This is a genomic window from Prevotella sp. P5-50, assembly GCF_002251295.1.
In the GTDB taxonomy this organism is placed as follows: Bacteria; Bacteroidota; Bacteroidia; order Bacteroidales; family Bacteroidaceae; genus Prevotella.
Map to the genome: position 1 here is coordinate 1 of NZ_NPJA01000033.1, position 26,381 is coordinate 26,381.

13 protein-coding genes and 2 pseudogenes are annotated in these 26,381 nt (G+C 46.2%); 14 read left to right on the forward strand and 1 reads right to left on the reverse strand.

Features of this window, described 5'->3' with window-relative positions:
• The 7 genes and pseudogenes from CIK88_RS12600 to CIK88_RS07270 form a co-directional block, all read left to right on the forward strand.
• Window positions 1-160, forward strand: a pseudogene (locus tag CIK88_RS12600) (IS982 family transposase); the annotation flags it as partial.
• A gap of 130 nt (window positions 161-290) precedes the next feature.
• Window positions 291-446: pseudogene (locus CIK88_RS07245) on the forward strand (transposase); the annotation flags it as partial.
• Between the two features lie 1,154 nt (window positions 447-1,600).
• Entirely contained in the window at window positions 1,601-3,376 is a 1,776-nt protein-coding gene (locus CIK88_RS07250; RefSeq protein WP_144269596.1) for an LTA synthase family protein, read from the forward strand.
• 395 nt (window positions 3,377-3,771) lie between these two features.
• Window positions 3,772-4,926 carry an ROK family protein gene (locus CIK88_RS07255; RefSeq protein ID WP_254046867.1) on the forward strand — a complete coding sequence of 385 codons (1,155 nt, stop codon included), beginning with the start codon at window positions 3,772-3,774 and terminating at the stop codon, window positions 4,924-4,926.
• A gap of 381 nt (window positions 4,927-5,307) precedes the next feature.
• On the forward strand, window positions 5,308-6,453 hold the full coding sequence (glf, locus tag CIK88_RS07260) for a UDP-galactopyranose mutase (protein WP_094435508.1): 1,146 nt from the start codon (window positions 5,308-5,310) through the stop codon (window positions 6,451-6,453).
• Window positions 6,454-6,487: 34 nt separating this feature from the next.
• Window positions 6,488-8,074 (forward strand): ComEC/Rec2 family competence protein, encoded by a 1,587-nt coding sequence (locus CIK88_RS07265; RefSeq protein ID WP_094435510.1) that lies wholly within the window; start codon window positions 6,488-6,490, stop codon window positions 8,072-8,074.
• 62 nt (window positions 8,075-8,136) lie between these two features.
• Window positions 8,137-9,615 carry an L-fucose/L-arabinose isomerase family protein gene (locus CIK88_RS07270; protein ID WP_094390450.1) on the forward strand — a complete coding sequence of 493 codons (1,479 nt, stop codon included), beginning with the start codon at window positions 8,137-8,139 and terminating at the stop codon, window positions 9,613-9,615.
• A gap of 125 nt (window positions 9,616-9,740) precedes the next feature.
• Here CIK88_RS07270 and CIK88_RS07275 read toward each other — a convergent pair whose 3' ends face one another.
• The gene (locus tag CIK88_RS07275; RefSeq protein WP_158214659.1) at window positions 9,741-13,274 is read right to left on the reverse strand and encodes a DEAD/DEAH box helicase; all 3,534 of its coding nucleotides are present in this window, start codon (window positions 13,272-13,274) and stop codon (window positions 9,741-9,743) included.
• A gap of 225 nt (window positions 13,275-13,499) precedes the next feature.
• Here CIK88_RS07275 and CIK88_RS07280 point away from each other — a divergent pair, with 225 nt between their 5' ends.
• The 7 genes from CIK88_RS07280 (at window position 13,500) to CIK88_RS07310 (ending at window position 25,927) form a co-directional block, all read left to right on the forward strand.
• On the forward strand, window positions 13,500-14,801 hold the full coding sequence (locus CIK88_RS07280) for a glycoside hydrolase family 28 protein (protein ID WP_371591526.1): 1,302 nt from the start codon (window positions 13,500-13,502) through the stop codon (window positions 14,799-14,801).
• Between the two features lie 98 nt (window positions 14,802-14,899).
• On the forward strand, window positions 14,900-16,381 hold the full coding sequence (locus CIK88_RS07285; protein WP_094435514.1) for a rhamnulokinase family protein: 1,482 nt from the start codon (window positions 14,900-14,902) through the stop codon (window positions 16,379-16,381).
• A gap of 16 nt (window positions 16,382-16,397) precedes the next feature.
• Window positions 16,398-17,648: an L-rhamnose isomerase gene (locus CIK88_RS07290; RefSeq protein WP_094390447.1), complete on the forward strand. Its 1,251-nt coding sequence runs from the start codon at window positions 16,398-16,400 to the stop codon at window positions 17,646-17,648.
• Between the two features lie 287 nt (window positions 17,649-17,935).
• Entirely contained in the window at window positions 17,936-19,228 is a 1,293-nt protein-coding gene (locus CIK88_RS07295; RefSeq protein WP_094435516.1) for an O-acetylhomoserine aminocarboxypropyltransferase/cysteine synthase family protein, read from the forward strand.
• 20 nt (window positions 19,229-19,248) lie between these two features.
• Window positions 19,249-20,196: a cysteine synthase A gene (gene cysK / locus CIK88_RS07300; RefSeq protein ID WP_094390445.1), complete on the forward strand. Its 948-nt coding sequence runs from the start codon at window positions 19,249-19,251 to the stop codon at window positions 20,194-20,196.
• Between the two features lie 107 nt (window positions 20,197-20,303).
• Window positions 20,304-23,126 (forward strand): histidine kinase dimerization/phospho-acceptor domain-containing protein, encoded by a 2,823-nt coding sequence (locus CIK88_RS07305; protein WP_094435518.1) that lies wholly within the window; start codon window positions 20,304-20,306, stop codon window positions 23,124-23,126.
• 2 nt (window positions 23,127-23,128) lie between these two features.
• Window positions 23,129-25,927, forward strand: a complete 2,799-nt coding sequence (locus CIK88_RS07310) for an ATP-binding protein (RefSeq protein WP_094435519.1) — start codon at window positions 23,129-23,131, stop codon at window positions 25,925-25,927.
• Window positions 25,928-26,381 lie beyond the last annotated feature (454 nt).

The window sequence follows — 26,381 nt, forward strand, 5'->3', positions numbered from 1 at the left end:
GAAGAATACGGCACAGATTGTACATTCACGCCATAGATCTGTAAGCAACTTTATCATGAACCTTATTTCTGCCTTGGGAGCATATTGTTTCTTTGATAACAAGCCAAAGGCATTGCAAGGATACTGCTTCGAAGACACGAAGCAACTTACATTGTTCTAAGGACAGAATAATCTCTTTCGATTCTTTATATATAGCCCATGTCTGATGGTATGGGAAGAGAGTTCACGTATCTGTCTTCACATGCAACTAATCGCTATTTTATCCCGAATTGGGGTCTGACACTATACGTGACAGGGAAGATGAAGTACTCAACTATTTTATCAACCGTGCAACAAATGCATCTGCCGAGTCACTCAACTCAAAGATAAAGCAATTTAGAGCTCAGCTCAGAGGGGTTGTAGATCTTGACTTTTTTCTCTATAGATTGTCTATGATCTTTGGGTAGACACAGGATTTTACGGGTGAGCCAGAAAAATCCTCAGAATAGTTGCTTGCGAAAGTTTAAATAAAAAAGTCGATAATTTTTGTCGTTATGAAATAAATCGTTATCTTTGCAGCGGACATCGTGACGGAGTGTTTTGCACGAAGGAAACGAGTCTAAGTCTCTGCGCATACCATGCCTCTAAGATTGAAGTCTTTAAGGTGGAAAAGGGGTGGGTGGAGATACGACATATGGAAGGCGTTTACTTGACGCTTTGTTCTTGACGAATCGGAATCTAGCAAATTACCAGTATTGTAGTCATGAACATAGCAACGGTAGATGCTCATGGTTGTGATTATGTTGCAACCAGTGGAGGCTTATACCCTGCGTATGGGCTTTCCATTTGGTGCGATAATCATATCGGCGTGGGCTCTAACGTTGTCTGTTCTACTACAACAGGCAATGCTAGCGTCTTGATTCGTGGAATAGACAATAGGAAGTTCCCACGCCTCTTTTGTGTCCAAAAGAAACCTATAACTTAATAAAAAATGTATTGGGGACGTACAAAGGAATATTGCATATGGAACAAAATGTCTAATCAATTTTAGGATTGTTGCTTTTGTCGCTTTAGCAGGAGTAAGTCGTTGGGCAATGAAAGGAGTATTGCATCTGCTTTTATACATATGACCTGCAGTAATTTGTTGGGTAGATGAACTATTTGACGAGACGACAATTAATCAAAATCTGGAAGATGATCGCCAAGTTTCGCTATGGTGAAACTTAACCGGTCAGTAGTGATATGAAAAATAAATAAAATATGAGAAATTTACGTAAGAAAGCGGTTTGCATGCTTAATTTGATAGTATCATTCTTGTTTCCTATTGTAGGTATCGTCTTTTATTTTATGTATAAGGAAAAAATTGAAAATGCGAAGTAGTGCTTATGAGTATCTTTGCTTTCTGTGTGTCTTTTGGGCCTTGGCGGAATTTTGTAAGTCAGCCATCTGTGTTTTGTGTGGATTATGGAGTGGAATTGCCGTAAGGATCGATAAGCCACAGGTAGAAAACACCTGCGTACATGGCAAATCACTACAATGATGTTTTGATTGTCGCCTTTGTCGTTTGTAATAACATTTTTTTATTGCTTATCGCTAAAAAAATATTGAAAACTAATGTGCTGTGAAATTAAAAGTCAATTTAAGTGATATGAGAAAAGGCCTCATAAATATAATCCGGCATGACTATAAGAAGGAATCACTACTGATGTTTTTCCCTTTTATGAACCTGTTGTTCATGCATTATTATTTTTACGTAAACAATTTTATAGAATGGACATGGCTTTATTCGAAAGTTATCAATCTCTGTGCCATCACTTTTGACGTTTCTGTCATGTTTCTTTTATGTCTTCTGGTCGTAAAACGAAATATGAAGTTGGCTTTGCTCATGATTCAAGTTGTTACGTTGGCTTGGGCATTTGTCAACGTTGTTTATGGTCGTTTTTTCTTTCAATACCTGCCATTGTCTGTCATTCAAGAGACATCTGGGCTAGGCAACAGTCTCGTCATTAACAGTATTTTGCCTGAATTCCATTGGTATGATTCCTATTTCATATTTACATCTATTTGCTTTTTCCTCATATACAAAAAGACTACAGACAGACGAATTGATATAAAAGTAATGGTCCGTCTTATCGTGATACCTCTTATGTCTGTCGTCATTTCTATTGTGGCATATTCCGCATATCATTTTGCTCACCCCCGTTATCGAAACAACAGCGACCTGTATTTTTTTCGTATAAAAGAATTGCTCTATGACTCCAGTTGTGGGGGGACTCCCAATTTGGCTCATTTCCAGACGGGATCTTTACGCGTAGCCTGTTTTGAAATATATGATTTGCTGAAGACCACTAATTTGACTTCCGAAGAGAAAAAAGAGATAAATGATGTTGCAACCGACTATTCTCTACGCACGACCCATCATCCACGTAATCCTGAAATACGTAATGTCATTTTTGTCTTGCTTGAATCTTTCTTGTCAGAACCGATAGGATTAGTGGTTGATGGAAAAGAGATAACACCTTTTCTCAATCAGCTAAAGAGAGAGGAGAATGTCTTCTATAATGGTTATATGAAATCTGATATAGGGTGTGGCGAATCAGGTGATGGCCAATTCATATATATGAACGGAATCCTTCCTCTCAAAACCCAGATGACTATCGGGCAAATAAAAGACAAAGCTCTGCCTTCACTTCCAAAACTTCTTCAAAAGACATGGAAAAATTGCCGTACAGAGATTTACTTTCCCACTTCTCCGAATCTTTGGCAACAGGCACACATGAACCATGTCTATGGAATAGATTATTCATATTCTATTGAAGACATCAAAGACGGCAAAGACGGCGATGTTGACGATGAGATGATTTTCGACTTCGTTTCGAAATCATTAAATAAGAATGATGTGCCATTTTTCTCTTTGATATTGAGCTTGTCAACGCATAGTCCCTATGACAAATATCATGGGGAAGATTATCTTGCAGGAAATAAAACACTACCTGTTGAATACAAAAATTATTTGAACACTTGCCATTATACGGACAGTCAGCTAAGGAAATTCTTCGATACTATCAAACAAAAAGGACTATACCATCAGTCGCTAATTGTCATCGCATCTGATCATTATGCACATGTTGATATGCTGAAAATGCAAGGAAAGCTATCAGATCGCACGCCTTTATTTATTGTAAATGGGGATATCGACAAACAATCTGCATGGGACAAAGATTTCCATCAAATTGATGTCTTTACTACTCTTCTTGATATACTGAATATTGATAGCAAATGGAAAGGACTTGGACATACACTCCTGAATCCTCATTATAAGAGTTCTGTAGATGCTACATCATATCGTGTCTCAGAATGGATTATTAATGGAGATTACTTCCCATCACGGAAATAGGGCGTAATTCCGCTTGACGATAAGAATACATAACCTGTGGGCGGAATTAATTTAGTGCATACTTAATTCTGCCAATGGGTATGATTTCTATTTCATAGAGCTGTACCAATACTTCATTCCAGGGAAAGACATGATCTGTGTTGATAATCTTAAATGAATAGAGAGGCTGTTATCCATCCACATAGAAACATGAAGAGCTTTGATAGCCGATATTATACTTAAAAACACAAAATATGAGGCATTTTTCACAATATTAAACTTTATTAACTTTCAAACTATTGCAAAGGGACACAAAATAGAGTACTTTTGTATAAGCAAAAATTTTATATATGAGGGACGAGTTACTAAAACACATTAGGAACATAAATAAAAAATCATCAGTTCAGGGTCGAATCTTGGAACAGTTTGTATCACAAGGTACTTTTACTATTCCAGAAATGTCAAAGGCTGTTGGCGTTAGTCTTCCTACTGCGACAAGCGCCATCAACGAACTCATCAAAGCAGGACTCGTAAGAGAGGTCGGAAAAAAAGACATCTCTTCCGGTCGCATTCCTATGGCTTATGATCTTGTTCCTAACGCAGGCTATTTTGTTGGTGTAAACCCTGAAATGGACTGTCTTGCTCTTGCTGCAAGCGATTTCTGCGGCAATCTGATTACAGAAAAGATAAGAGTTCCTTATACATACGAAAATACTCCAGAGAATCTGGAGCAAATGGCTAAGATTATCAACGATTTCATTGCTACACTTCCTTACGCTAAAGAAGAAATCCTCCAAATTTGCGTGAATATTGCAGAGCGTGTGAATCCTTTTGAGGGAAATGCCTACAACATGTTTACCTTCCTTGAGGAGTCGCTGACCAGTAAACTCACCAAACTCATTCAGATTCCCGTCTGCATCGAAAACGACACAAGAAGCATGACATTTGCTGAGTTTATCAAGGGACGAAGCAAAGGACTGAAGAATGTCATTTTTGCCAACGTATGTTGGGGCTTAGCCATCGGAATTATTATTGACGGAAAGCTCTACTACGGAAAGTCGGGATATTCTGGCGAATTTGGCCACATGACAGCCTATAATAATAATATCATCTGCCATTGCGGAAAGATCGGTTGCATAGAAACAGAAGTTTCAGGAAGGGCACTCAAGAGAAAACTGACAGAAAAAATCTTAAATGGCAAGACCTCTATCCTCTCGGATAAAGTGCTCAACCAAAAAGAGGAACTCACACTAAAGGACCTACTGGAAGCCATCGACAAAGAAGATGTGCTCAGCCTTGCAACGTTACAGAACATCGCTGACGAACTTGGTAAACAGCTGGCTGGTGTCATCAACATCTTCAATCCTGAAATGCTGGTCATCGGCGGCGAAATGTCGGCAACGGGCGACTACCTCACCCTCCCTGCAAGAATGGGCATCAAGAAATTCTCTCTCAATATTGTAAATGAAGATTCGCAGATTGTGACTTCAAGTCTAAAAGGACTTGCCGGCATTACAGGAGCATGCCTCATGGCAAGACACAGACTGTTGAATGATAGTATCAAAGGCTAAATAAACACTTTTTTTGTTTACAAAAAACTCCCGGCAAGCAACCGTCAACTTGTACAAATAGTCTAAAACGTTGCAGACGGGAAGTCACTCCCACCTGTCTCCCATAAATGAACATCTTTTGAGGACTCACTTGGGACTTACTTGGGACTTACTTGGGACTTACTTGGGAAGAACTACGCACATAAAAAGGATAGTTATAACCCGAATGCATCCCGAATGCATCCCGAAGACATAGAGAGAGCAATCCATTGGACGACAAGCACAAACCGCACTTTGGATTTGAGACGAAAAACTCCACAAGATAACAATTCATCCGACAATTGTTTGGAATTTCGGGAAAGAACATGTAAATTTGCAGTATCAATACAAAAAACTTAGAGCATGAAGAAATACGATTACCTCATTGTGGGAGCTGGACTATATGGATGCACCTTCGCATACTTTGCCCAACAACAAGGAAAACGCTGCCTTGTGATTGATAAACGCCCACAACTGGGTGGAAACGTCTATTGCGAAAATATAGAAGGCATCAATGTCCACAAATATGGAGCACATATCTTCCATACATCCAACAAGAAGGTATGGGATTTCGTCAACTCATTTGTAGAATTCAACAGATACACCAATTCACCTATTGCCAACTACCAAGGCAAGCTCTACAACCTGCCTTTCAATATGAATACCTTCCACGAAATGTGGGGAATCAACACACCTGAAGAGGCTTTAAACATTATCGACGAGCAGAAACAGCAAGCCGTAGAAAAGATGAAAGCCGACGGAGTGACAGAACCTCGTAATCTGGAAGAACAGGCACAATTGCTTGTAGGCCGAGACATCTACGAGAAACTCATCAAAGGATATACGGAGAAACAATGGGGAAGGAAATGTACAGAACTGCCCGCATTTATCATCAAACGCCTACCTATCCGACTGACCTACGACAATAATTATTTCAACGACAAATATCAAGGTATCCCCATCGGAGGATACAACAAACTGATTGACGGTCTGCTTGAAGGCATCGACACCCAAGTCAACGCAGACTTCTTTGAAAATCGTGAAAATTGGGAAGCGCAAGCGGACAAAATTCTCTTTACCGGAAGAATCGATGAATTCTACAACTTCCGATTCGGAAAGCTCAACTATCGTACCGTACGGTTTGAACATCAGACCTTAGACACTCCCAACCACCAAGGTAATGCCGTAATAAACTATACCGAACGCGACGTACCATACACCAGAATTATTGAGCATAAGCACTTCGAGATGTTCGGACAGGCCGTATATGACCTGCCCAAAACAGTTATTTCCAAAGAGTATTCCACAGAATGGAAAGATGACATGGAGCCCTACTACCCCATCAACGACCAAGCAAATACTGCTGTTTACCTACAATACGAAACGCTGGCAAAACAAGAAGCCAACGTGATGTTCGGTGGTCGTTTGGCAGAATACAAATACTACGACATGGCACCTATCGTGGAGAAAGTCATGAACTTGCCACTATTTGCCTCTGAAAGAGAATAGCAACTTAACTACAAAACTCAAAAACAACGGCTACATGATGTTGAGAATAGAAGCACCATTACTTCCCGTAGCCATTGCTTTGATAGTCGGCATCGTCATAGGCGAGTGGATAAAAGCCCCAATAGTGGTTTTCGCCGCAATGGCGGGAATACTTATCATAACACTCTTCCTCCGTTATCATCCCCGTTGGCAGACCACTACTATATTAATATGTGTAACGCTGTTCGGTTGCATCATACGACAATACCAAGAAAACAACATGAAAGTCTGTTGGCCGGAATATCCTGCAGAATGGCAAGCTGTAGTAATTGACGAACCGATAGAGAAAACAAAGACCATGACGGTTGATGTATTGCTGGCAAACTCCCGACAAAAGGTACGTTGCCATATTGCCAAAAGCAACGACAGCCAAGAAATATCCGTTGGCGACGGACTGATTCTGACAACACACATCCATGAGATTAGAAACAAAACATCCAATTTACACCATTCCACAACACGCCAAGACTCTAACAAGATCGCTTCTGATCATTTGAAACAACAAAATCATTCTAAAAACCAAAACCACAGCACCTTCGACTATCAACGATTTATGGCAAGCAGAGGATTCACAGGCGAAGCATACGTACGCCCCTTTGATTGGGACTGGGGAATTGTGGATATCAGCCACCTCTCACGCATCGAACGCCTACGGCTGCGCTTCATGACCTATCGCAGCATCCTGCTCAAGCATATCCAAGAATGGAAACTGGACAAAGCAACAGAAGGAGTCATCAAAGCCATGACATTAGGCGACCGCTCCGACCTCTCTCCTACCGTCAAAACCACCTATACTCAGGCTGGAGCCTCCCATATCCTCGCGCTGAGCGGCATGCACCTAACCATCATTTTCTTCATCATCAACCTTTTGATGAACTGGCGAAAAGCAGAACTCATTTCCCAAGCCATCATCGTGACCACATTATGGGCCTATGCCTTACTGGTAGGACTATCGCCAAGTGTCACACGTTCGGCATTCATGATATCTGTCTATGCCTTGCTTTCTGTTGGCTATCGTGACTCTGCCCCTATCAACACATTATCATTCACAGCCATTGTCATGCTAATAATCAATCCATTAGCATTATACGACGTCAGCTTCCAACTCTCCTACGTTGCCGTATGCGCAATACTATTAGGAAACAGTTTCTTTAAAAAAGTCATCCCCATCGAATGGCTCATGAACCATCGGATAGTCAAATGGATATGGGGCATAACCCTTGTATCCCTTGCAGCACAAATAGGAACGGCCCCTTTGGTGGCTTATCACTTCGGAGTTTTCAACCCCTGCGCCTTGTTGGCAAACTTCTTTCTTATACCCCTTGCCACCCTAACCATTATCCTCACCATCCTCGCCCTGACAACAATATGGTTTCCGTGGCTATCCGACCTATTTGTCATGGCCCTTTCGTTCGTGGTAAAAACCATGAACCACCTACTTCAATTTGTCACAGAAATACCATACAGCCACCTCAATTTTGAGCCTTTTAGTGTGGTTTTGACACTATTTATTTACATACTCATGGGATTTGCATTTATTTTATATATAAAATATCTTAAAATGCATTGTATTATCAAATAATTGTGTACTTTTGTAACCATAAAACAAAAAAAACAATATTAGTACTAAACAACAAATTCATTATGACAAGTAACAACATTCCTCAAGTCAAGCTCGGCATCGTAGCCGTTAGCCGTGATTGTTTCCCCATTGCGTTGTCAACACAGCGTCGTGAGAACATCGTTAAAGCCTACAAAGGCGAAGTTTTCAACTGCCAGACAACAGTAGAGAACGAACAAGATATGCTCAAGGCCATTGAAGAAGTAAAAACTGCAGGTTGCAACGCATTGGTTGTATTCCTCGGCAACTTCGGTCCTGAGACTCCTGAAACTTTGATTGCTAAGAACTTCGACGGTCCTTGCATGTTTGTCGCAGCAGCAGAAGGCGACGGCGACATGATCAACGGCCGTGGTGATGCTTACTGCGGTATGCTCAACTGCTCTTACAACCTTGGCATGCGCCACTTGAAGGGCTATATCCCTGAGTATCCTGTAGGTACTGCAGAAGAAGTTGCCAAGATGATGGCAGACTTCGTTCCCGTTGCTCGTACCATCATTGGTTTGAAGGGTTTGAAGATTATCACCTTCGGTCCACGTCCTCAGGACTTCTTCGCCTGCAACGCTCCTATCAAGGGTCTCTACGAACTGGGTGTTGAGATTGAAGAGAACTCTGAGCTCGACCTGCTCGTTGCCTATAAGGAGCACGCGAACGACCCACGCATCGATGCCGTTTGCGAGGATATGGCTAAGGAAATGGGTGAAGGTCGCTACTATGCAGACCTCAGCCGTCGTATGGCACAGTTCGAGTTGACTCTGCTCGATTGGGCTGAAGCTCACAAGGGTTCACGCAAGTATGTCGCATTTGCCGACAAGTGCTGGCCTGCATTCCCAAGCCAGTTCGGTTTCGAGCCTTGCTATGTCAACAGCCGTCTCGCCAGCCGCGGTATTCCCGTAGCATGTGAGGTTGACATCTATGGTGCACTCTCTGAGTACATCGGTATGTGTGCTTCTGACGATACCGTTACTCTGCTCGACATCAACAATTCTGTACCTCAGTACATCTACGACGAGGACATCGTGAAGAAATACGACTACAAACTGACCGATACCTTCATGGGCTTCCACTGTGGTAACACTCCTCAGTGCAAGATGTGTGCAAACCGCGCCATCAAGTTCCAGCTCATCCAGAACCGTCTGTTGGAGAACGGCTGCAAACCCGACTTCACACGTGGTACCCTGGAAGGCGACATCGCTGCAAGCCCCATCACATTCTATCGTCTGCAGTGCGACTCAGAGGGCAACCTTCGCAGCTACATTGCAGAAGGTGAAGTACTTGACGTTCCCACACGTTCATTCGGTGGTATCGGTATCTTCGGTATTCGCGAAATGGGTCGTTTCTATCGTCACGTCCTCATCCAGAAGGGTTATCCTCACCACGGAGCCGTTGCCTTCGACCACGTTGGCAAGACCCTCTTCGAGGTATTCAAGTATCTCGGCGTGAAGGATATCGCTTACAACCAGCCTAAGTCTCTGCCTTATCCCACAGAGAATCCATGGGCATAATACGAAAGTAACATTTCCCAAATAAAATCAGCAACGGCTGCCTCCATATCGGATGGCAGCCGTTTTCTTTATTTCCAATCTTTAAGCCCACATCTACAGAAAGGCCTATAAAACAGAAATCATTTCTATATTTGGAAACGTCCCAGACAATAGTCATTTGGTTTCACATCAATATAACCACCTTTTCCACGCACATACTCCATCAACTGACTGAAGGTATGGTTCATGCTGAGCAAAGCAGGATTGCCAACCATAATCAGATTCAACCGAGCACGAGTCATAGCCACATTGAGTTTGCGGTCGATAATCACGCCATTCTCTTCAAAAACATTATTGGTCAAGAAGTTGAGTTGATAGGGCTGATGAACAGTAAAACCATAAACGATATAATCGCGTTGACTACCTTGATAACGTTCCACCGTATCGATGGTAATATCGTGAAGGACGGAGATACCGTACTGATCGATTGCATTACGCACAGTTGAAATTTGGTTTCTATAGGGTACGATGACGCCAACAGTCGCTTCTATAGAAAACGAATGTTCCGTCAGTTTATAGATCTGAAAAACCGTTGCAGCAATCATCCGTGCCTCAATAGCATTTGTTTTTACCGATGGAGACAGACGTGGACGTTCTGCTGCCACGAAAGCGATACGATGTGTTGCCAACATCTTGACAATACCATTATCGGACTTCACTTGGAGCTGTGGCAACAACTGATGGCCGAGCGGCACTACATCGAGTTTGTCACCATAGAAGGCATGGTTTGGAAAATCGGCAATATCACGATGCATACGTCCCTGTTTGGTAAGCATATAGACAAATCGTGAATCATAACCACCTAGGGTCTTGAAATGAGCCAGCAAGCGTTCAAACAACGAATTACGACAGTCTGTGAGATGAATATCATGTAGTATGGTTTCGCTGACAGCCGACTCTCTTTCCGATTGCTGCACAACAGCGGGCAACTGTTTGTGGTCACCAATCATTACGATGCGATCTATAGCTTCCTTAGGACCATCATGCGCACTTAGCAATCCTATGAGATGTGGTTCGAGAATCTGTGACGATTCGTCGATAATGGCCAGCGAGAAATGTTTGAGAGAGAAGATAGACAGACTGGCGTTAAATGCCGCTGTTGTACCACAGAACACCCTTGTAGTATCTATCAACCGTTTGACAGCATTTCCTGTTTTCTCCTTGACTTTATTGCTGAGCAGATAATCACGATACTCTTTGGCGCAAGAGAGTTCACTACCAATACGTATAAAATCGAAATCAGCATTCTCTTCACGTATTTCCACCAGTTTGCTGCATATCTCATCAACAGCTCTATTGGTATATGACAACAACAGCACGCTGGTACCTTCTTCCAACAATTCTTCCTTGAGGAGATTGACGAGTCCATAGGAAGTTTTTCCAGTTCCTGGCGGTCCTATAATCAAGAAGAGGTCGCGTGCTTGCTTTGCACGAAGAGTCAAGGTATTGAAGTTACCATAGTTGCCTTTCAACACACACGAAGTATCAATCTTAGGATCGCGTTGCAATAGAATCAGATCACGCCGACTTTTGGTCGCAGAAAGAAAACTATGCATACCGCTATATAATGCATTGGAAGATGATTCAAACATATCATGTTCTATCGCCCACCAATCATCTTGATGGTCATCAAAGATTCTGGGATTCTGGGCATAACGAAGTCGAAGACGTATCTGTTGCTCACCAATATCCTCGATGTTCGCCCTGATAATCATCTGCTGGCAGGCATCAGGCACCTGTTCTTTCTCATAACGATAGAGGATAACGATATCGCCCACACGGAAATTGGTTGCATCAGCCGACTCCGTGTCGTTGAACTTGAAAGTGACACTACAAACACCTATTTGATTACTCTCCATACTATCGATACTGAGGCTATCAAAAATATTTCCTGCCGCTTTTTTATCTTCAAGAGTGGCATGCCAGATATTGGCAAACCCAGAGTCCTCCTTTTCTCGGTTACCCATTTTTGAGAGGAGAGTCTCATTCTCGATAAATCGCATGAATCGAAGATAGTAAGCACGCTCAAGATCTGTAGCCCGTCCGATGGGATCAAGCAAGTCCGATAGTTCTTGCCGTGTATATCTCTCCCACAATCCTGTAGTCGACTTTTTGCTGTTTAGCTTATCGGGGGTGAGTTGGGTTAGGATATCCATACCTTCTTGGGCATACATAATTTCCGACCATGCGATCATATTACGTATCTTAATGGCACGCAACAGCAGTTCGGGACTTTGCGGTACCATGAGCAGACCTTTTTCATACTTGGAATAGAGCAGCATCAGATGTTTGAGTTGTTCGGCATATTTATTGAACTGATACTGGAAAAGTGCACGATACAGGATAATCTGTACAGCATGGCATTCACGAGCTCGTGGCACATCGGGATCATAACCAGGAGTATTATAGCCAACAAACTCGCCTTTTCCTGATTTCTGCTCTATAATGGTATATGCCCCATCCTTTTCATAGAGCAGGTCGAAACGACCTTGTATGCCGAGCACATCGCTGAAGAAAGTCGGTTCGAGCATGACATCATTACTGTTATATTCACCAATAGCCTGAGGCAAATCATGTCCAATGAGTTTATCGATATTCCGCTGTTGCACGGCAGCATCATTTTTAAACTGTGCGAAACCCTGCCTAACCTCGCTACAGGCTATCAGCGCCAACACATTATCTTTAACGAACTCACGGACACTCTCATCAACAGACACATGGCGACCATGAATGGTATCGTCAAGCATACGACCAGCCAGAAGGCCGAGATGGATGGCAAGTGTATTAGACTGTGGTTTGATTTTATTGATAAGGTTGACGACAGCCGACTCTGCATAAGTGGTGAAACAGTTGGCAATATTGGTGATATTGACCAGATAGTCAGGTTCTAGGATTATTAATTCTGGATAATATATTTCACCCCTATCGTCCTTACGGAGACGCACCAGATTGAGCTGTGCTCCATCCCATAAAGCATCTTTCAAATAGCCCCAATCAAACTTTCCCTCACGCGTCAATATTCTATTGTCTTTACCATAGCAAATCTTCAGCGTACTGTTGTTTATCTCTTCCGTTGCCCAGATATAATCATCGTCCCACCGTTCGACAACTACACGCATGACACGCTCATCGAATTTTCCCCAAGTGGTTTTTCTGTCAGCAATGGGGAAATACCGCTTTAACGATTCCGGCAACGGTTTCTTTCCACAGATATGATAGACCAACAATGCAGTTGCCTTGAGGTTATGAGGGAAAGCATCTGCCAGCTTCGACTCCGTAAGAATGCCCTTTCTGTTATATTCAGGGAAGAGTTCTTTTCGCGTCAACTGTATGAGCGATGCCACCCGATATGGTATCTGATATTCCTTGATACAATAGTCTAATTTTGCAAATGCTCCCACAAAGGCGATGCGGCAGTCAGCAATGCCCTGTTCCACAACACGTCGGAACACATCTCTGACCATATCATATCTGACATTGACGGGATCGGCAGTAGTGCATGCCTTTTCTAGCAGCAGATAGAACGATGAAGCAGTATCCGGAGCTATGGTTTTTACTGCTGTATGGTTTTGCCCTACCTTTCGTTCCCATTTTTTCTGACTATATACCTTATATTTCATAATTTTGGCATTTCTTTCATATCCTTCGACGTGCAAAGATACAAAATCTATCTCACACGTCCTACACATTGACAGGATATCATGACACAAGGAAACAAAAACAAAATAGAAAAGGTAGCCTTTCGCTTGGTTGTTTCAAAAGAATTGCTTATTTTTGCAAACACATCACAAGATCCCCCCTAAGGATGTAATAGATTATCTACTAAAACAAACTACATAAACAAAATGACAAACAAGAAAAACATTTACCCATCCGGTGTCTTTAAGTTCATCATCATGGTCACACTGTTTCTGACCACTATAACAGTTGAAGCCAAAAAGAAAGCCACACCAGCCACATGGCCTGACGGAACAGTCATGGACGCATGGTTTACAAACAAAACAAAGATCAATCCGGAAACACTCGGCAGACAGTATATGGTTACTGACTACGGCGTGAACAACGACAGTACTATCGTACAAACAACAGCCTTGCAAAAGGTCATAGACAAGGCCGCCAAGGAAGGAGGCGGTGTGGTAGTTGTACCTGAGGGCACATTCCTCACCGGCGCACTTTTTTTCCGTCAAGGCACACATCTGCATATAAAACAAGGTGGAAAGTTGAAAGGTTCAGACAACATCATCGATTTCCCTGTACTGACCACCCGCATAGAAGGAGAAACCTGCAAATACTTCCCTGCCCTCATCAATGCTGACGGAATCGACGGTTTCACTATCACAGGTAACGGCACTATCGACGGTAATGGTCTGCGCTACTGGCAGGCATTCTGGACACGTCGTTCATGGAATGCCAAATGCACCAACAAGGATGAGCAACGCCCACGACTGACCTATCTATCCAACTGCCGCAACGTTACCATTCAGGATGTGCGACTTATCAATAGTCCCTTCTGGACCAACCACATCTACAAAAGCGACCACGTGCGCTACCTCGATTGTTATATCTATGCTCCTACAAGTGGCATCTATCCTCCAGATCCGAAACGCGGTGCCCCCAGTTCAGACGCCATTGACATTGATGCCTGCACCGATATTTTAGTTAGCGGTTGCTATATGAATGTGTGTGACGATGCCGTGGTATTGAAAGGCGGAAAGGGAACATGGGCCGACCGTGACTCCACCAACGGTCCATGTGAACGCATTCTTATAGAAGACTGCCACTATGGTACTGTTCATGGATGTCTGACGCTAGGATCAGAATCTCTCCACGACCGCAACATCATACTGCGCCGTTGCCATACCGACAATGCCAACCGCGTGCTGTGGCTCAAGATGCGACTCGACACCCCTCAGCACTATGAATATGTGACGGTAGAAGACATTACAGGCTATTGCCGTCGGTTCCTATTCATCCACCCATGGACACAGTTCTTCCAAAAAGGAGACCGTGATCTGCCTCCATCCCGATGCAACAACATCTCCATGCAACGCATAAAGGTAGAAACACCAGATATGTTCGATGTGAAGCCATCCGACAAATACATCCTTGATGATTTCACATTTGACGGGAAACCCATGACATTCTAACAAAAAAACGACGGATGACCTATGACAGAAACGGCGGTCATCCGTCTTTCTTTTAAGAAAACCGTCATACCATCTACTGACTCAAGAAACCAAAGACAATGCAACAACAATACCACTTTGCCGTTGACCTCGGAGCAACAAGCGGACGCACCATCATCGGTGCCATTGCCAACGGCAAACTACAACAAGAGGAACTGACACGCTTCGACAATCCGCTCATCACCACTGGCGGACATGTCTATTGGGACATCTTCGCCCTTTATCAGGAAATCATCAAGGGACTCACAACTGCTGCCAAACGACAACTCAACATCGTCAGCATAGGCATCGACACATGGGGTGTGGATTTCGTACTCGTGGGCGAAGATGATGCCATCATGCGCAATCCCCTATCCTATCGCGATCCATATACTATAGAACGCATGGAGGAATACTTGGAGCAAGTGTGCAGCAGACAACAAGTATATGAGACAACAGGAACACAATTCATGAATTTCAACTCGTTGTTCCAACTCTATGCCATGCGACAGGAAGGCAATGTAGCGCTAAGTCACGCCAAAAAGATTCTCTTCATTCCAGATGCCCTAACATGGATGTTGACAGGAACAAACATCTGTGAACGTACCATCGCATCGACATCACAAATGTTGAACCCAAGGACTGGAGACCTCGACCCGGCACTGTTAGAAAGTGTAGCATTACAACGTAATCAGTTTGGCGACATCGTAGAACCAGGCACTATCGTAGGCCATTTGACAGAAGAGGTACAGCACCTCACTGGACTGGGATCCATACCCGTAGTGGCAGTAGCTGGACATGATACCGCCAGTGCCGTGGCAGCCGTACCTGCTATTGACAAGCACTTTGCCTATCTTTCCAGCGGTACCTGGAGTCTGATGGGTATAGAAACACCAGAGGCCATCATCAACGAACAAAGTCAGGCATACAACTTCACCAATGAAGGCGGTATAGAACATACGACACGTTTCCTCAAAAATATCTGTGGCATGTGGCTCTACGAACGCTGCAGAAAGGAATGGAGTGAAGAGGTCAGACAGATGGGGCACGCCCAACTGCAGGCATTGGCCATGAAAGAGACGCCGTTCCGTTCGCTCATCAATCCCGACGACACCTCGTTTGCCAACCCAACAAGTATGACCACAGCCATACAGGAGTATTGCCACAACACCAACCAACCCATACCGCAAACCCCAGCAGAGATCTGCCGTTGTATCTTCGATTCTCTGGCACTTCGCTACCGACAGGTATTCGGATGGCTGAAAGACTTTGCGACAAGTACTATCCACGTGCTCCACATCATCGGCGGAGGATCACTCAACAAGCATCTGAATCAGATGACAGCCAATGCCATAGGCATTCCCGTTATAGCAGGACCGCAGGAAGGTACAGCCATCGGCAACATCATGATGCAAGCCCAAGCAACAGGAGGTGTGACTACTATCTGGGAGATGAGACGCATCATAGCCGATTCCATCGAGATGCAACGCTACGAACCTAAAGACAAAGACGCATGGGATGCCGCATACTCGAAATTCTTGAAAATTACAAAACAACAATAATAAAACTAACAAAACAATGAAAACAGATCTGATAGAAAAGGCTTATGCCGTAGCGAAAGAGCGCTACGCTGCCATCGGTGTAGATACAGATGAGGCTATTGCACTACTCGAAAAGCAACAGATTTCACTACATTGCTGGCAAGCTGACGATGTAGTGGGATTTGAGCGCAACGATGCCTTGAGCGGTGGCATACAGACCACGGGAAACTATCCAGGAAGAGCCCGAAACATTGACGAGGTCAGAAAGGACATCGAATTTGTAAAGACCCTGATAGCAGGAAACCATCGTCTCAACCTCCATGAAATCTATGGTGACTTCGGTGGAAAGTTCGTTGACCGTGACCAATGCGGTGTAGAACATTTCCAGAGTTGGATAGACTGGGCAAAAGCCAACAATATGAAGCTCGACTTCAACTCCACATCATTCTCACATCCCAAGAGCGGCAGTCTCTCGCTGTCTAACCCCGACCAAGCCATTCGCGACTTCTGGATAGAGCACACCAAGCGCTGTCGCCGTATTGCCGATGCCATGGGCAAGGCACAGGGCGACCCCTGCATCATGAACATCTGGGTTCATGACGGTAGCAAGGATGTTCCTGTACAGCGTAAGAAATACCGTGAACTGTTGGCTGACTCGCTCGACCAAATCATGGCAGAGAAACTCGATGGAGTGAAAAACTGCTTCGAAGCCAAACTCTTCGGTATCGGACTGGAATCATATACTGTAGGATCACACGACTTCTATACCGCCTACTGTGCTACCCGCAAACAGATGTACACCCTCGACACCGGTCACTACGAACAGACCGAGAACGTTAGCGACTTTGTATCGACCCTTCTCATGTACGTGCCCGAACTGATGCTCCATGTCAGCCGTCCTGTACGTTGGGATTCAGACCACGTGACCATCATGAACGATCAGACGCTCGACCTCTTCAAAGAACTGGTTCGCTCAGACGCGCTCGACCGTGCACACGTCGGCCTCGACTATTTCGATGCCTCCATCAATCGCATCGGCGCCTATATCGTAGGCACTCGCGCCACACAGAAATGTATTCTCCAGGCACTGCTTGAACCCAAAGCCCTGCTCCGTGAGTATGAAGACAACGGCCAGTACTTCGAGCGCCTTGCCCTGATGGAAGAAGCCAAATCAATGCCTTTTGGTGCAGTATTCGACTATTTCAACATGAAGAACAACGTGCCCGTAGGTGAAGAGTATATGGCCTGCGTGCAACAATACGAGAAAGACGTGACATCAAAACGCTGATATTTGTCACAGAGATAACACGAAAAATCACCCCAAACCGCCTCCCCCTGCATCAGAGTGAGGCGGTTTCACCTTATTTATATAGGCTGTTTTTGAAGAATACCACAAACATGGTATGCGGAATGCCCCATATAGGGTATTTCGGGTATGCAGATTTCGCCGTACCTTTGCATCGTCAATCAGACAAACAGGATGAAGCGACAGCATAACATTCCATCACCTGTTACAGAGAACGACACAAAATAAAAAACAATATAAACACAAACTAAAAAGAAAGGAAACAAGTTATGAGCAACAACAAGAAACTTCACTTCGAGACACTCCAACTGCATGTAGGTCAAGAGCAACCCGATCCAGCAACCGATGCACGTGCCGTACCCATCTACCAGACTACATCATACGTGTTCCGCAACTCACAACATGCTGCCGACCGTTTCGGTCTGCGTGACGCAGGAAACATCTACGGCCGACTGACCAATTCAACCCAAGGAGTCTTCGAAGACCGCGTTGCCGCATTGGAAGGCGGTGTGGCAGGACTGGCTGTAGCCAGTGGAGCAGCTGCCGTAACCTACGCACTGCAAAACATCGTATTGAACGGTGATCACATCGTTGCTGCCGATAACCTCTATGGTGGTTCGTTCAATCTCATCACCCATACACTTGCCAACCAAGGTGTGACAAACACGATTGTCAATGTAAACGACCTTGATGCACTTGAAGCTGCCATTCAGTCCAATACCAAGGCAGTATATGCCGAAACCTTTGGCAACCCCAATGCCGATGTCACCAATATCGAAGCAGTAGCAGAAGTGGCACACCGCCATAACATCCCCCTCATCATTGACAATACCTTCGGCACCCCATACCTCATCCGTCCTATCGAACATGGAGCCGACATCGTCGTTCACTCAGCCACCAAATTCATCGGTGGACATGGTTCAAGTCTTGGCGGCGTGATCGTTGACGGTGGAAAATTCGACTGGAAAGCCAATGCCGATAAATATCCCACACTGGCCAAGCCGGATCCCTCATACCATGGTGCAGTATTTGCTGATGTTGCAGGAGCAGCAGCCTTCGTCACCCGCATCCGTGCCGTCATTCTTCGTGACACCGGTGCCACAATCTCTCCCTTCAATGCCTTCATCCTGTTGCAAGGTCTGGAGACGCTGAGTCTGCGCGTAGAACGCCATGTAGAGAACGCGCTGAAAGTGGTAGAATTCCTCAGCAAGCATCCCAAGGTGGCTAAGGTCAACCATCCTTCGCTCGCCTCACACCCCGACCACGAGCTCTACAAGCGCTATTTCCCTCAAGGCGGCGGCAGCATCTTCACCTTCGAGATCAAGGGTGACGAGAAAGACGCATGGAAGTTTATCGACTCACTGGAGATTTTCTCCCTTCTCGCCAACGTTGCCGACGTGAAGAGTCTGGTCATCCACCCCTATACCACCACACACTCACAGATGAGTCCCGAAGAACTGGCACAGCAGCACATCACCCCCAGCACCATCCGCTTGAGCATCGGTACAGAACATATCGACGACATCATCGACGACCTATCCCAGGCATTCGACAAAATATAAACCGTAAATTCTAAATAAATATGGCAAGAATCGCAAAACAACTGACCGAACTGATCGGCCATACCCCATTACTCGAACTCACTAAGTTCTCTGCTTCCCATGGACTGCAGACCCCCATCATTGCCAAGGTGGAATATTTCAATCCTGGCGGCAGTGTAAAAGACCGCATCGCATTGGCGATGATAGAAGATGCCGAACAGCGGGGAATCCTCAAACCCGGTGCAACCATCATCGAGCCGACCAGTGGCAATACTGGTGTAGGCCTTGCATTGGTATCGGCAGTAAAAGGCTACAAACTGATCCTCACCATGCCCGAAACAATGAGCATCGAACGCCGCAATCTGGTGAAGGCATACGGTGCCGAGGTTCGGCTGACCAGTGGCAAGGACGGTATGGCAGGAGCCATCAAGGCCGCCGAAGAACTGCGCGACAGCATACCAGGCAGTGTCATCCTGCAGCAGTTTGAAAACGGTGCCAATCCAGCACGCCACTATGCCACAACTGGTCCTGAGATCTGGCAGGACACCGATGGAAAGGTAGATATCTTCGTAGCCGGTGTAGGCACAGGAGGAACCGTCAGCGGTATTGCCAAATACCTCAAGGAGCAGAATCCCAACGTAAAGATTGTTGCCGTAGAGCCCCTCTCTTCGCCTGTTCTCAACGGTGGTCAGAGCGGTCCACATAAGATTCAAGGCATTGGTGCAGGTTTCGTGCCCAAGACCTATGATGCCTCGCTGATAGACGAAGTGCTCGACATCGACAACGACGATGCCATCCGCACAGGTCGCGAACTGGCACAGCAGGACGGTCTTCTGGTAGGCATTTCTTCTGGAGCAGCAGCCTATGCCGCCTCGGTATTGGCCAAGCGCCCGGAGAACGCAGGGAAAACCATTGTCACCCTATTGCCCGATACCGGTGAACGATACCTCTCTACTGTGCTCTATGCTTTCGACGAATACCCACTATAAGCTTCATATTGACGTTATTTGATAAAAAAGAATAATAAAATTTTGTAATGTAACCTATTTTGGTTATCTTTGTGGCTGAATAACTATAAAGATATTCTCAGCAACAGATGCAAAGAAAACCAAACAAAAGGTTCATATATACATTGGTAGCCATAGTCCTTTTCAGCACTATGGCTGCCAATGCTTCGTCTTCCAACAATCATACAAGAACATACACCAACGAACATCCGCTGATCTATGAAGACTGTTGGGATATGTACCCCTACTCCTTTCTTAACGAGCAGGGCAAGCCCGACGGCTACAACATCGAGGTCATTAAGATGATCTTTGAGAAGCTCAAAATCCCTTATACCATTGTATTAAAGCCAGCCACACAAAACCAGGCAGACCTCAACCATGACAATGCCGACCTTATCGTCGTCAGATCAACAGGATTCTTCAGTCGCTTCGGCCATTATAGCCGCAACTCCATATCACTCATCACCATGAGTCTGGCAACACCAATCGACAAACCCGTCAACATCCATACGTTCAGCGACCTGAGCAAGCAGCGGGTCACTGTCCTCGACAGCGGTATGGTGCATCGCCTGATGATTGACTACGAATGGGGAGCGAATGCCATCCCCGTGAAAGACATCAACGAGGCCATTCTCAGAGTGAGCGATACCGAACAGGGGCAGGTCATCTGGTACAAGCCGTCGCTGGAGTATCTGAAGCGGACGTACGACCTCGACAACATCCAGATTACCGATGTCGATATCCCCCTGGGTGAGGCGCGTTTTGTATCCCACAACCAGCAATTACTAAACCAGATAGACAGTGTCTATACCCTGCTCAATTCCGAAGACCGCTTCGAACCGCTGCAGAACAAATGGTTCTACCCCGATCGTGGCGAATGGCAGATGCCGGCATGGGCATGGTGGCTGATGGGCATTGCCACACTGCTGACCATACCATTGCTGTATAGCCTATACTACTTCCGTCGCAAAGACAGGCAGCTTGCCAAGTCCTACGACTTGCAGAACCAGCGTATGTCGCTGATTCTTGAAGCCAGCGGCGTAAGAATGTGGACCTACAACGTCCACACCGAGTCCTTCAACTGGTATGATCGCGACAGCATGAACTATATCACCTATCCTGCGGAAGAATTCTCCCACCGCTACTACCCTGGCGACTTCAACCGTCTGATGCGTGTCATAGAGCAACTCATAGACGGGAACATCACCGACGAACAGGTATCGCTTGACATCAAGGCGATGGATGCCGAAACAGGCGACAATCAGGAACACGACTTCCAGATACAGCTCTCCGTCCTGCAGCGCAACAAGAAAGGCAACCCTATTGTCATTCTTGGCACGAAGAAAGACATTACCGACGAACTCCGCATGGAGCAGGATGCCGAAGAGCGACTCATTCGCTACAAGACCATCTTCGACAGTTCGACGATCGGCATCATCGTGTTCAACGCAGAAGGACAGCTCACCAATATCAACGAAAAGGCATGCAGCCTCTTCCAGTGCGACAAGAAAGACATCATCCGCCAGTCGCCCTCTTTCCGTACAATTTTCGAACTCGAAGAGGATCACATCGAAGCGTTGGACGGTGTATCGATGTGTCGGAAGGTGGACTTCGACAATCATCTCACCAGCAAGGAGCTGGGCCATATCATCAACCAGAGCGGCACACAGATCTTTGAGATTCACATGATGGTGGCTTGCGACGAAGCCAACGAGCACGCCAACAATCTGTTGGTGGTCGTAGAGGACATCCGCCAGCACATCGAGATCAAGAAGCAATGGAAAGATAAATTGGCAAGGAAACGAGACCTGCAGCATCAGCTCGACAACTATATCGACCATACCAACTACCTCTTGAAGGTCAGCGGCATGCGCATAGTGCACTATTCTCCAGAAACCCATACGCTGTGTGTCAAAGACAATCTCAGCCATGTGCAGTACGAACTGACCCAGACCCGTTGCATGACATTGGTTCACGAGCGTTCGCAGAAACGCGTCATGCACCTGTTGAGCAAGATGGACAACCGTTCGCAGGAACCTTTCTGCATGGAGGTGATGACCGTCATCCGTTCGGGCGAGAACCCGTTGTGGCTCAGATTCTGCATGACACCTGTTCATGATGATATTGAAGAGAAAGACGCCTATTTTGGCATCTGCTACGACATCAGCGAACTGAAAGCCAACCAACTGCGTCTGGACGAAGCCTACAGCACCGCTCGCGAGATTGAGCATGCCAAAAACAGCTTCCTCAAGAATATGTGTTACGAGATACGCACACCGCTGACCGCCGTTGTGGGATTTGCCGAAATGCTCTCTACCGACATCACCCCAGAGGACGAGCATGTATTCACCAAAGAGATACTCGACAATTCCGACCACCTCCTGCGACTGATAGACGAGATACTCTTCTACTCGCGCATCGACTCCGACATGGTGAAGATCACCCCGACACCCACTGAGTTTACCGAACTCTTCAAGACAAACTGTCAGCGGGGATGGGACATGGCACACCCCAACGGTGTCAATTTCATCATGGAAATACCCTACGACCAACTGGTTCTCAATATCGACGGCTACAACATAGCCCATCTGCTCACATCGCTCATCAGCAATGCCGCCTTCAACACGAAGCACGGTTTTGTCAGAGTGCGTTTCGACTATATCGGTCGCCGTCTCATCATCTCCGTAGAAGACACCAGCGACGGCATCAGCGACCGCGAGCTCCAACTCATCAAGCAGCATACCGGCGGCAGCATCGACGAGCGCATCGGCATCAGTCTGCCCGTCTGCAAGCAACTGGCAGAGATGATGAACGGAACACTGGAAATCAGTTCTGAATCAGGACAGGGCACCATCGTATGGGTAAGCATTCCCTGTCAGGCATCACTTATCAAACGTAAGAAGTTCATTTAACCATGAAAGTTAGTTTTCTGAGACATATCATGACATTGATTGCTGCCCTGCTGACCGTCAGCACGGCATGGGGAGACGCACCGCGACAGAAGACGCAGTACCAGCGCAGATACGACGCTGCCCACCCCGTCATCATTGTGGGCGACTGGGACAAGCCGCCCTATGAATTCCAAGACGACACGGGCAGGCCTGCCGGCACCAATGTTGAGATCATGACAGAAATATTAGACCAACTCGACATCCCTTATAAATTCGTACTGAAAGAGTGGGCCAATGCCCTCAAGACCTTCGAACGTGGCGATGCAGACCTGATTCTTGCCAATGTCAGACGCTACAGGAAACCGCCTTTTTGCTATACCCGCAACATCATCAACTACAACCGCATCGTGGCAGTCACCTGCGGCACAACATCGTCCAACAGTTCACTCAAAGAACTGGTGGAAGCCGGTACGGTATTGAAACCAGCCGACTATACGAAACATTATTTTCTTGAAGAAGACTCATCCTATCTCAGCCAATTGGAATTTCAGTCGCCCACGACAGCCCTTATGGGCGTATTGGCACACGACTTCAAATACTACGTATGGGGTGAAGAACCGCTGAAATGGAAAATCAGACAACTCAATATGGACAAGTCGGGATTCATCCTCAACGATGTGGGCATACCCGTCAGCGAGATCCACGTCATCGGACGCGATACGAAACTCATCGCAGACATCGACTATGTCTATTCCCAACTGAAACAGCGCGGACGGGTGGCACTCATCAACGACAAATGGCTGCATCCAGAGCGCATCCGTAAGAAAACCATCCCCATGTGGGGGTATCTGATGATTGGCGCGGTGATGTTTGCCCTGATGTGCTATATGGGCACCCGCATAGCGAGAGGGAGGGTGCGCGCCAAGAGCCAGCGCAACAGCGAACTCGATGCCATGATGACGCGTGCCCTGCAGATGGGCTACCACTACGTATTTCAGTACGACCTTACCTCGCGCATACTGGTCAATCAGTACGGCAGTCTGCTGCCCGACGAGGGTATGTCGTGGTTCGACTTCAGCCAGCGCCTCCACCCTGCCGAACGCAACAACTGGGTGAGACGGCTCGAACAGCTGAGAGACGGCAGCATGGACAAACACGTGGAACTGAGTGGACGATGGAATGCCGGCACTAAAGACAAGCCGATATGGAAACACCTGCGCGGCCACTTCGCCGTCGAGCAGGATGCCTACGGACAGCCAGTAAACATCTATGCCACCATAGTCGATAAGACCCACAACGTAGGACTGATCCACGAAGCCAACAAGATGGAGCGGAAGTTCCTACAGTTTTTCCAATTCTCAAAGGTGGCCATGGCAGTCTATAACCAAAACGGATGGATAGAAAACAGCAACGAAGAGATGAAACGCATCTGTAAAGCTGATGCGAAAAACGCACGATTGCTGCAGAAGACTTCACTTTTCGACATGCCGATGTTTGCCGACGCCTTCAACGAGAGTCGCCACGACCCCATCTTCCTCTGCCACCTTGCCCCCGCAGACAGCGACCAGGGTCGCGAGGCATGCGTGGAATACAACGTCGTCCCACTCTTCGACTACTTCGGCCGTGTCTCCAACTACCTCCTCATGGCTTACGACATCAAAGCCCAGAGCGACACCTACCACCATCTCATCATGTGTCAGCACGAATGTGATACGCTCCAGCGATACATCGACTATAACGAGAAGCGACTGAAATTCATGTTGAATCACTCCGACTGGACGATGTGGGAGCTCGATCTACGCAATAAGATGATCTACTATTCCCACACGCTGAAACATGCAGACTACGTCATCGAGTTTGAGAAATACCTCAGACAGCTGCCCCCGGAACTCTACGACGAATACACGATCAGCGACGAGAGCATCGGCCTCTTCCAAGGACCATTCCACGTGAAGCGGCAGCTCAACTCCTCCGCATTCAGCAAAGGTCCGTGCGCCCACGACATCTACGGTCGCCTGCGCAAAGGCGACGACGGATCCACCCTGGGCTACAGCGGCATGCTCCACGACATCACCAGACTGGAGAATATCAAGAAAGAAGTGGGCGAGATCAGCGAGAAAACCAAGAACAGCGCCCAGCAGAAGAGCGTCTTCCTCGCCCAGATGACCCACGAACTGCGCACGCCCCTCAACTCCATTGTAGGCTTCTCCGACATGCTGAAATATGCAGAATCAGCCGGGGAGCGTGAACGCTTTGTCCACATCATCCGCACCCATTGCGACATCCTGGTGCGTCTCATCAACGGCATCCTCGAAGCCTCCACCATCAACGACAACCCGATGGACGTCAAGCCCGCCGAAGTTGACTTTGCCGAAGAGTTTGAATACCTCTGTCAGTCCATCGAGATCCGCGTGCAGCGCCACCATCTGCGCTTTGTCACCTCCAAACCCCTGAAGAAGCTCAGAGTATCGATCGACATCGGTCGCGTGCGCCAGATATTCAGCAATTTTGTGAGCAACGCATTGAAATACACGAAGAAGGGCAGCATCTGGGTAGGCTATCGCCTGGAGAAGCGCAACGGTCAGATGGGCATCTATGCCTTCTGCGAAGACACCGGAACGGGCATACCCCACGACAAACAAAAAGCAGTTTTCGATCGTTTCGTCAAGCTCAACGAGTTTGTGCAGGGCACAGGCCTCGGCCTCTCCATCTGTAAGTCCATCGTCACCGCCTGCCATGGCGACATCGGCGTAGAGAGCGAAGTGGATAATGGTTCTAAATTCTGGTTCTGGATTCCTGTGGAGGTTATTGAAAAGGAATAGAGGTAAGGGCGCTTCACCCCGTTCTCATATACCAAAGTTATAGTTTTTCACAATATTTCAACCACTCGACCACGTATCCACGTAACTTACTAACATAGAGATTATTATAGAGCAGTAGATTATTAGATTATCGGCCACACATACAAGCAAACTCTTTGTCAACATCAATCCCATGTGTTGGCAATATCTTTGCCAACATTAGACAATACACTTGCTAAACGTTGGAAAACACCTTTATCAACGTTGGAAAACACCTTTATCAACGTTGGAAAACACCTTTATCAACGTTGGAAAACACCTTTATCAAACGTTAGATAACACCTTTATCAAACGTTAGATAACACCTTTATCAAACGTTGGATAATACCTTTATCAAACGTTGGATAATATTTTTATCAGGCATCGGCAAAAGTCCTGATAAACATGGGCAAGATATTCTCTGGTGGTCGAAGTG

What these genes read in the sequence shown, in the direction of transcription:
- CIK88_RS07275 (WP_158214659.1), bottom strand. Translation starts at nt 13,274, where the DNA reads ATGAAATATAAGGTATATAGTCAGAAAAAATGGGAACGAAAGGTAGGG.
- CIK88_RS07280 (WP_371591526.1), top strand. Translation starts at nt 13,500, where the DNA reads ATGACAAACAAGAAAAACATTTACCCATCCGGTGTCTTTAAGTTCATC.
- CIK88_RS07285 (WP_094435514.1), top strand. Translation starts at nt 14,900, where the DNA reads ATGCAACAACAATACCACTTTGCCGTTGACCTCGGAGCAACAAGCGGA.
- glf (WP_094435508.1), top strand. Translation starts at nt 5,308, where the DNA reads ATGAAGAAATACGATTACCTCATTGTGGGAGCTGGACTATATGGATGC.
- CIK88_RS07265 (WP_094435510.1), top strand. Translation starts at nt 6,488, where the DNA reads ATGATGTTGAGAATAGAAGCACCATTACTTCCCGTAGCCATTGCTTTG.
- CIK88_RS07270 (WP_094390450.1), top strand. Translation starts at nt 8,137, where the DNA reads ATGACAAGTAACAACATTCCTCAAGTCAAGCTCGGCATCGTAGCCGTT.
- CIK88_RS07305 (WP_094435518.1), top strand. Translation starts at nt 20,304, where the DNA reads ATGCAAAGAAAACCAAACAAAAGGTTCATATATACATTGGTAGCCATA.
- cysK (WP_094390445.1), top strand. Translation starts at nt 19,249, where the DNA reads ATGGCAAGAATCGCAAAACAACTGACCGAACTGATCGGCCATACCCCA.
- CIK88_RS07310 (WP_094435519.1), top strand. Translation starts at nt 23,129, where the DNA reads ATGAAAGTTAGTTTTCTGAGACATATCATGACATTGATTGCTGCCCTG.
- CIK88_RS07290 (WP_094390447.1), top strand. Translation starts at nt 16,398, where the DNA reads ATGAAAACAGATCTGATAGAAAAGGCTTATGCCGTAGCGAAAGAGCGC.
- CIK88_RS07295 (WP_094435516.1), top strand. Translation starts at nt 17,936, where the DNA reads ATGAGCAACAACAAGAAACTTCACTTCGAGACACTCCAACTGCATGTA.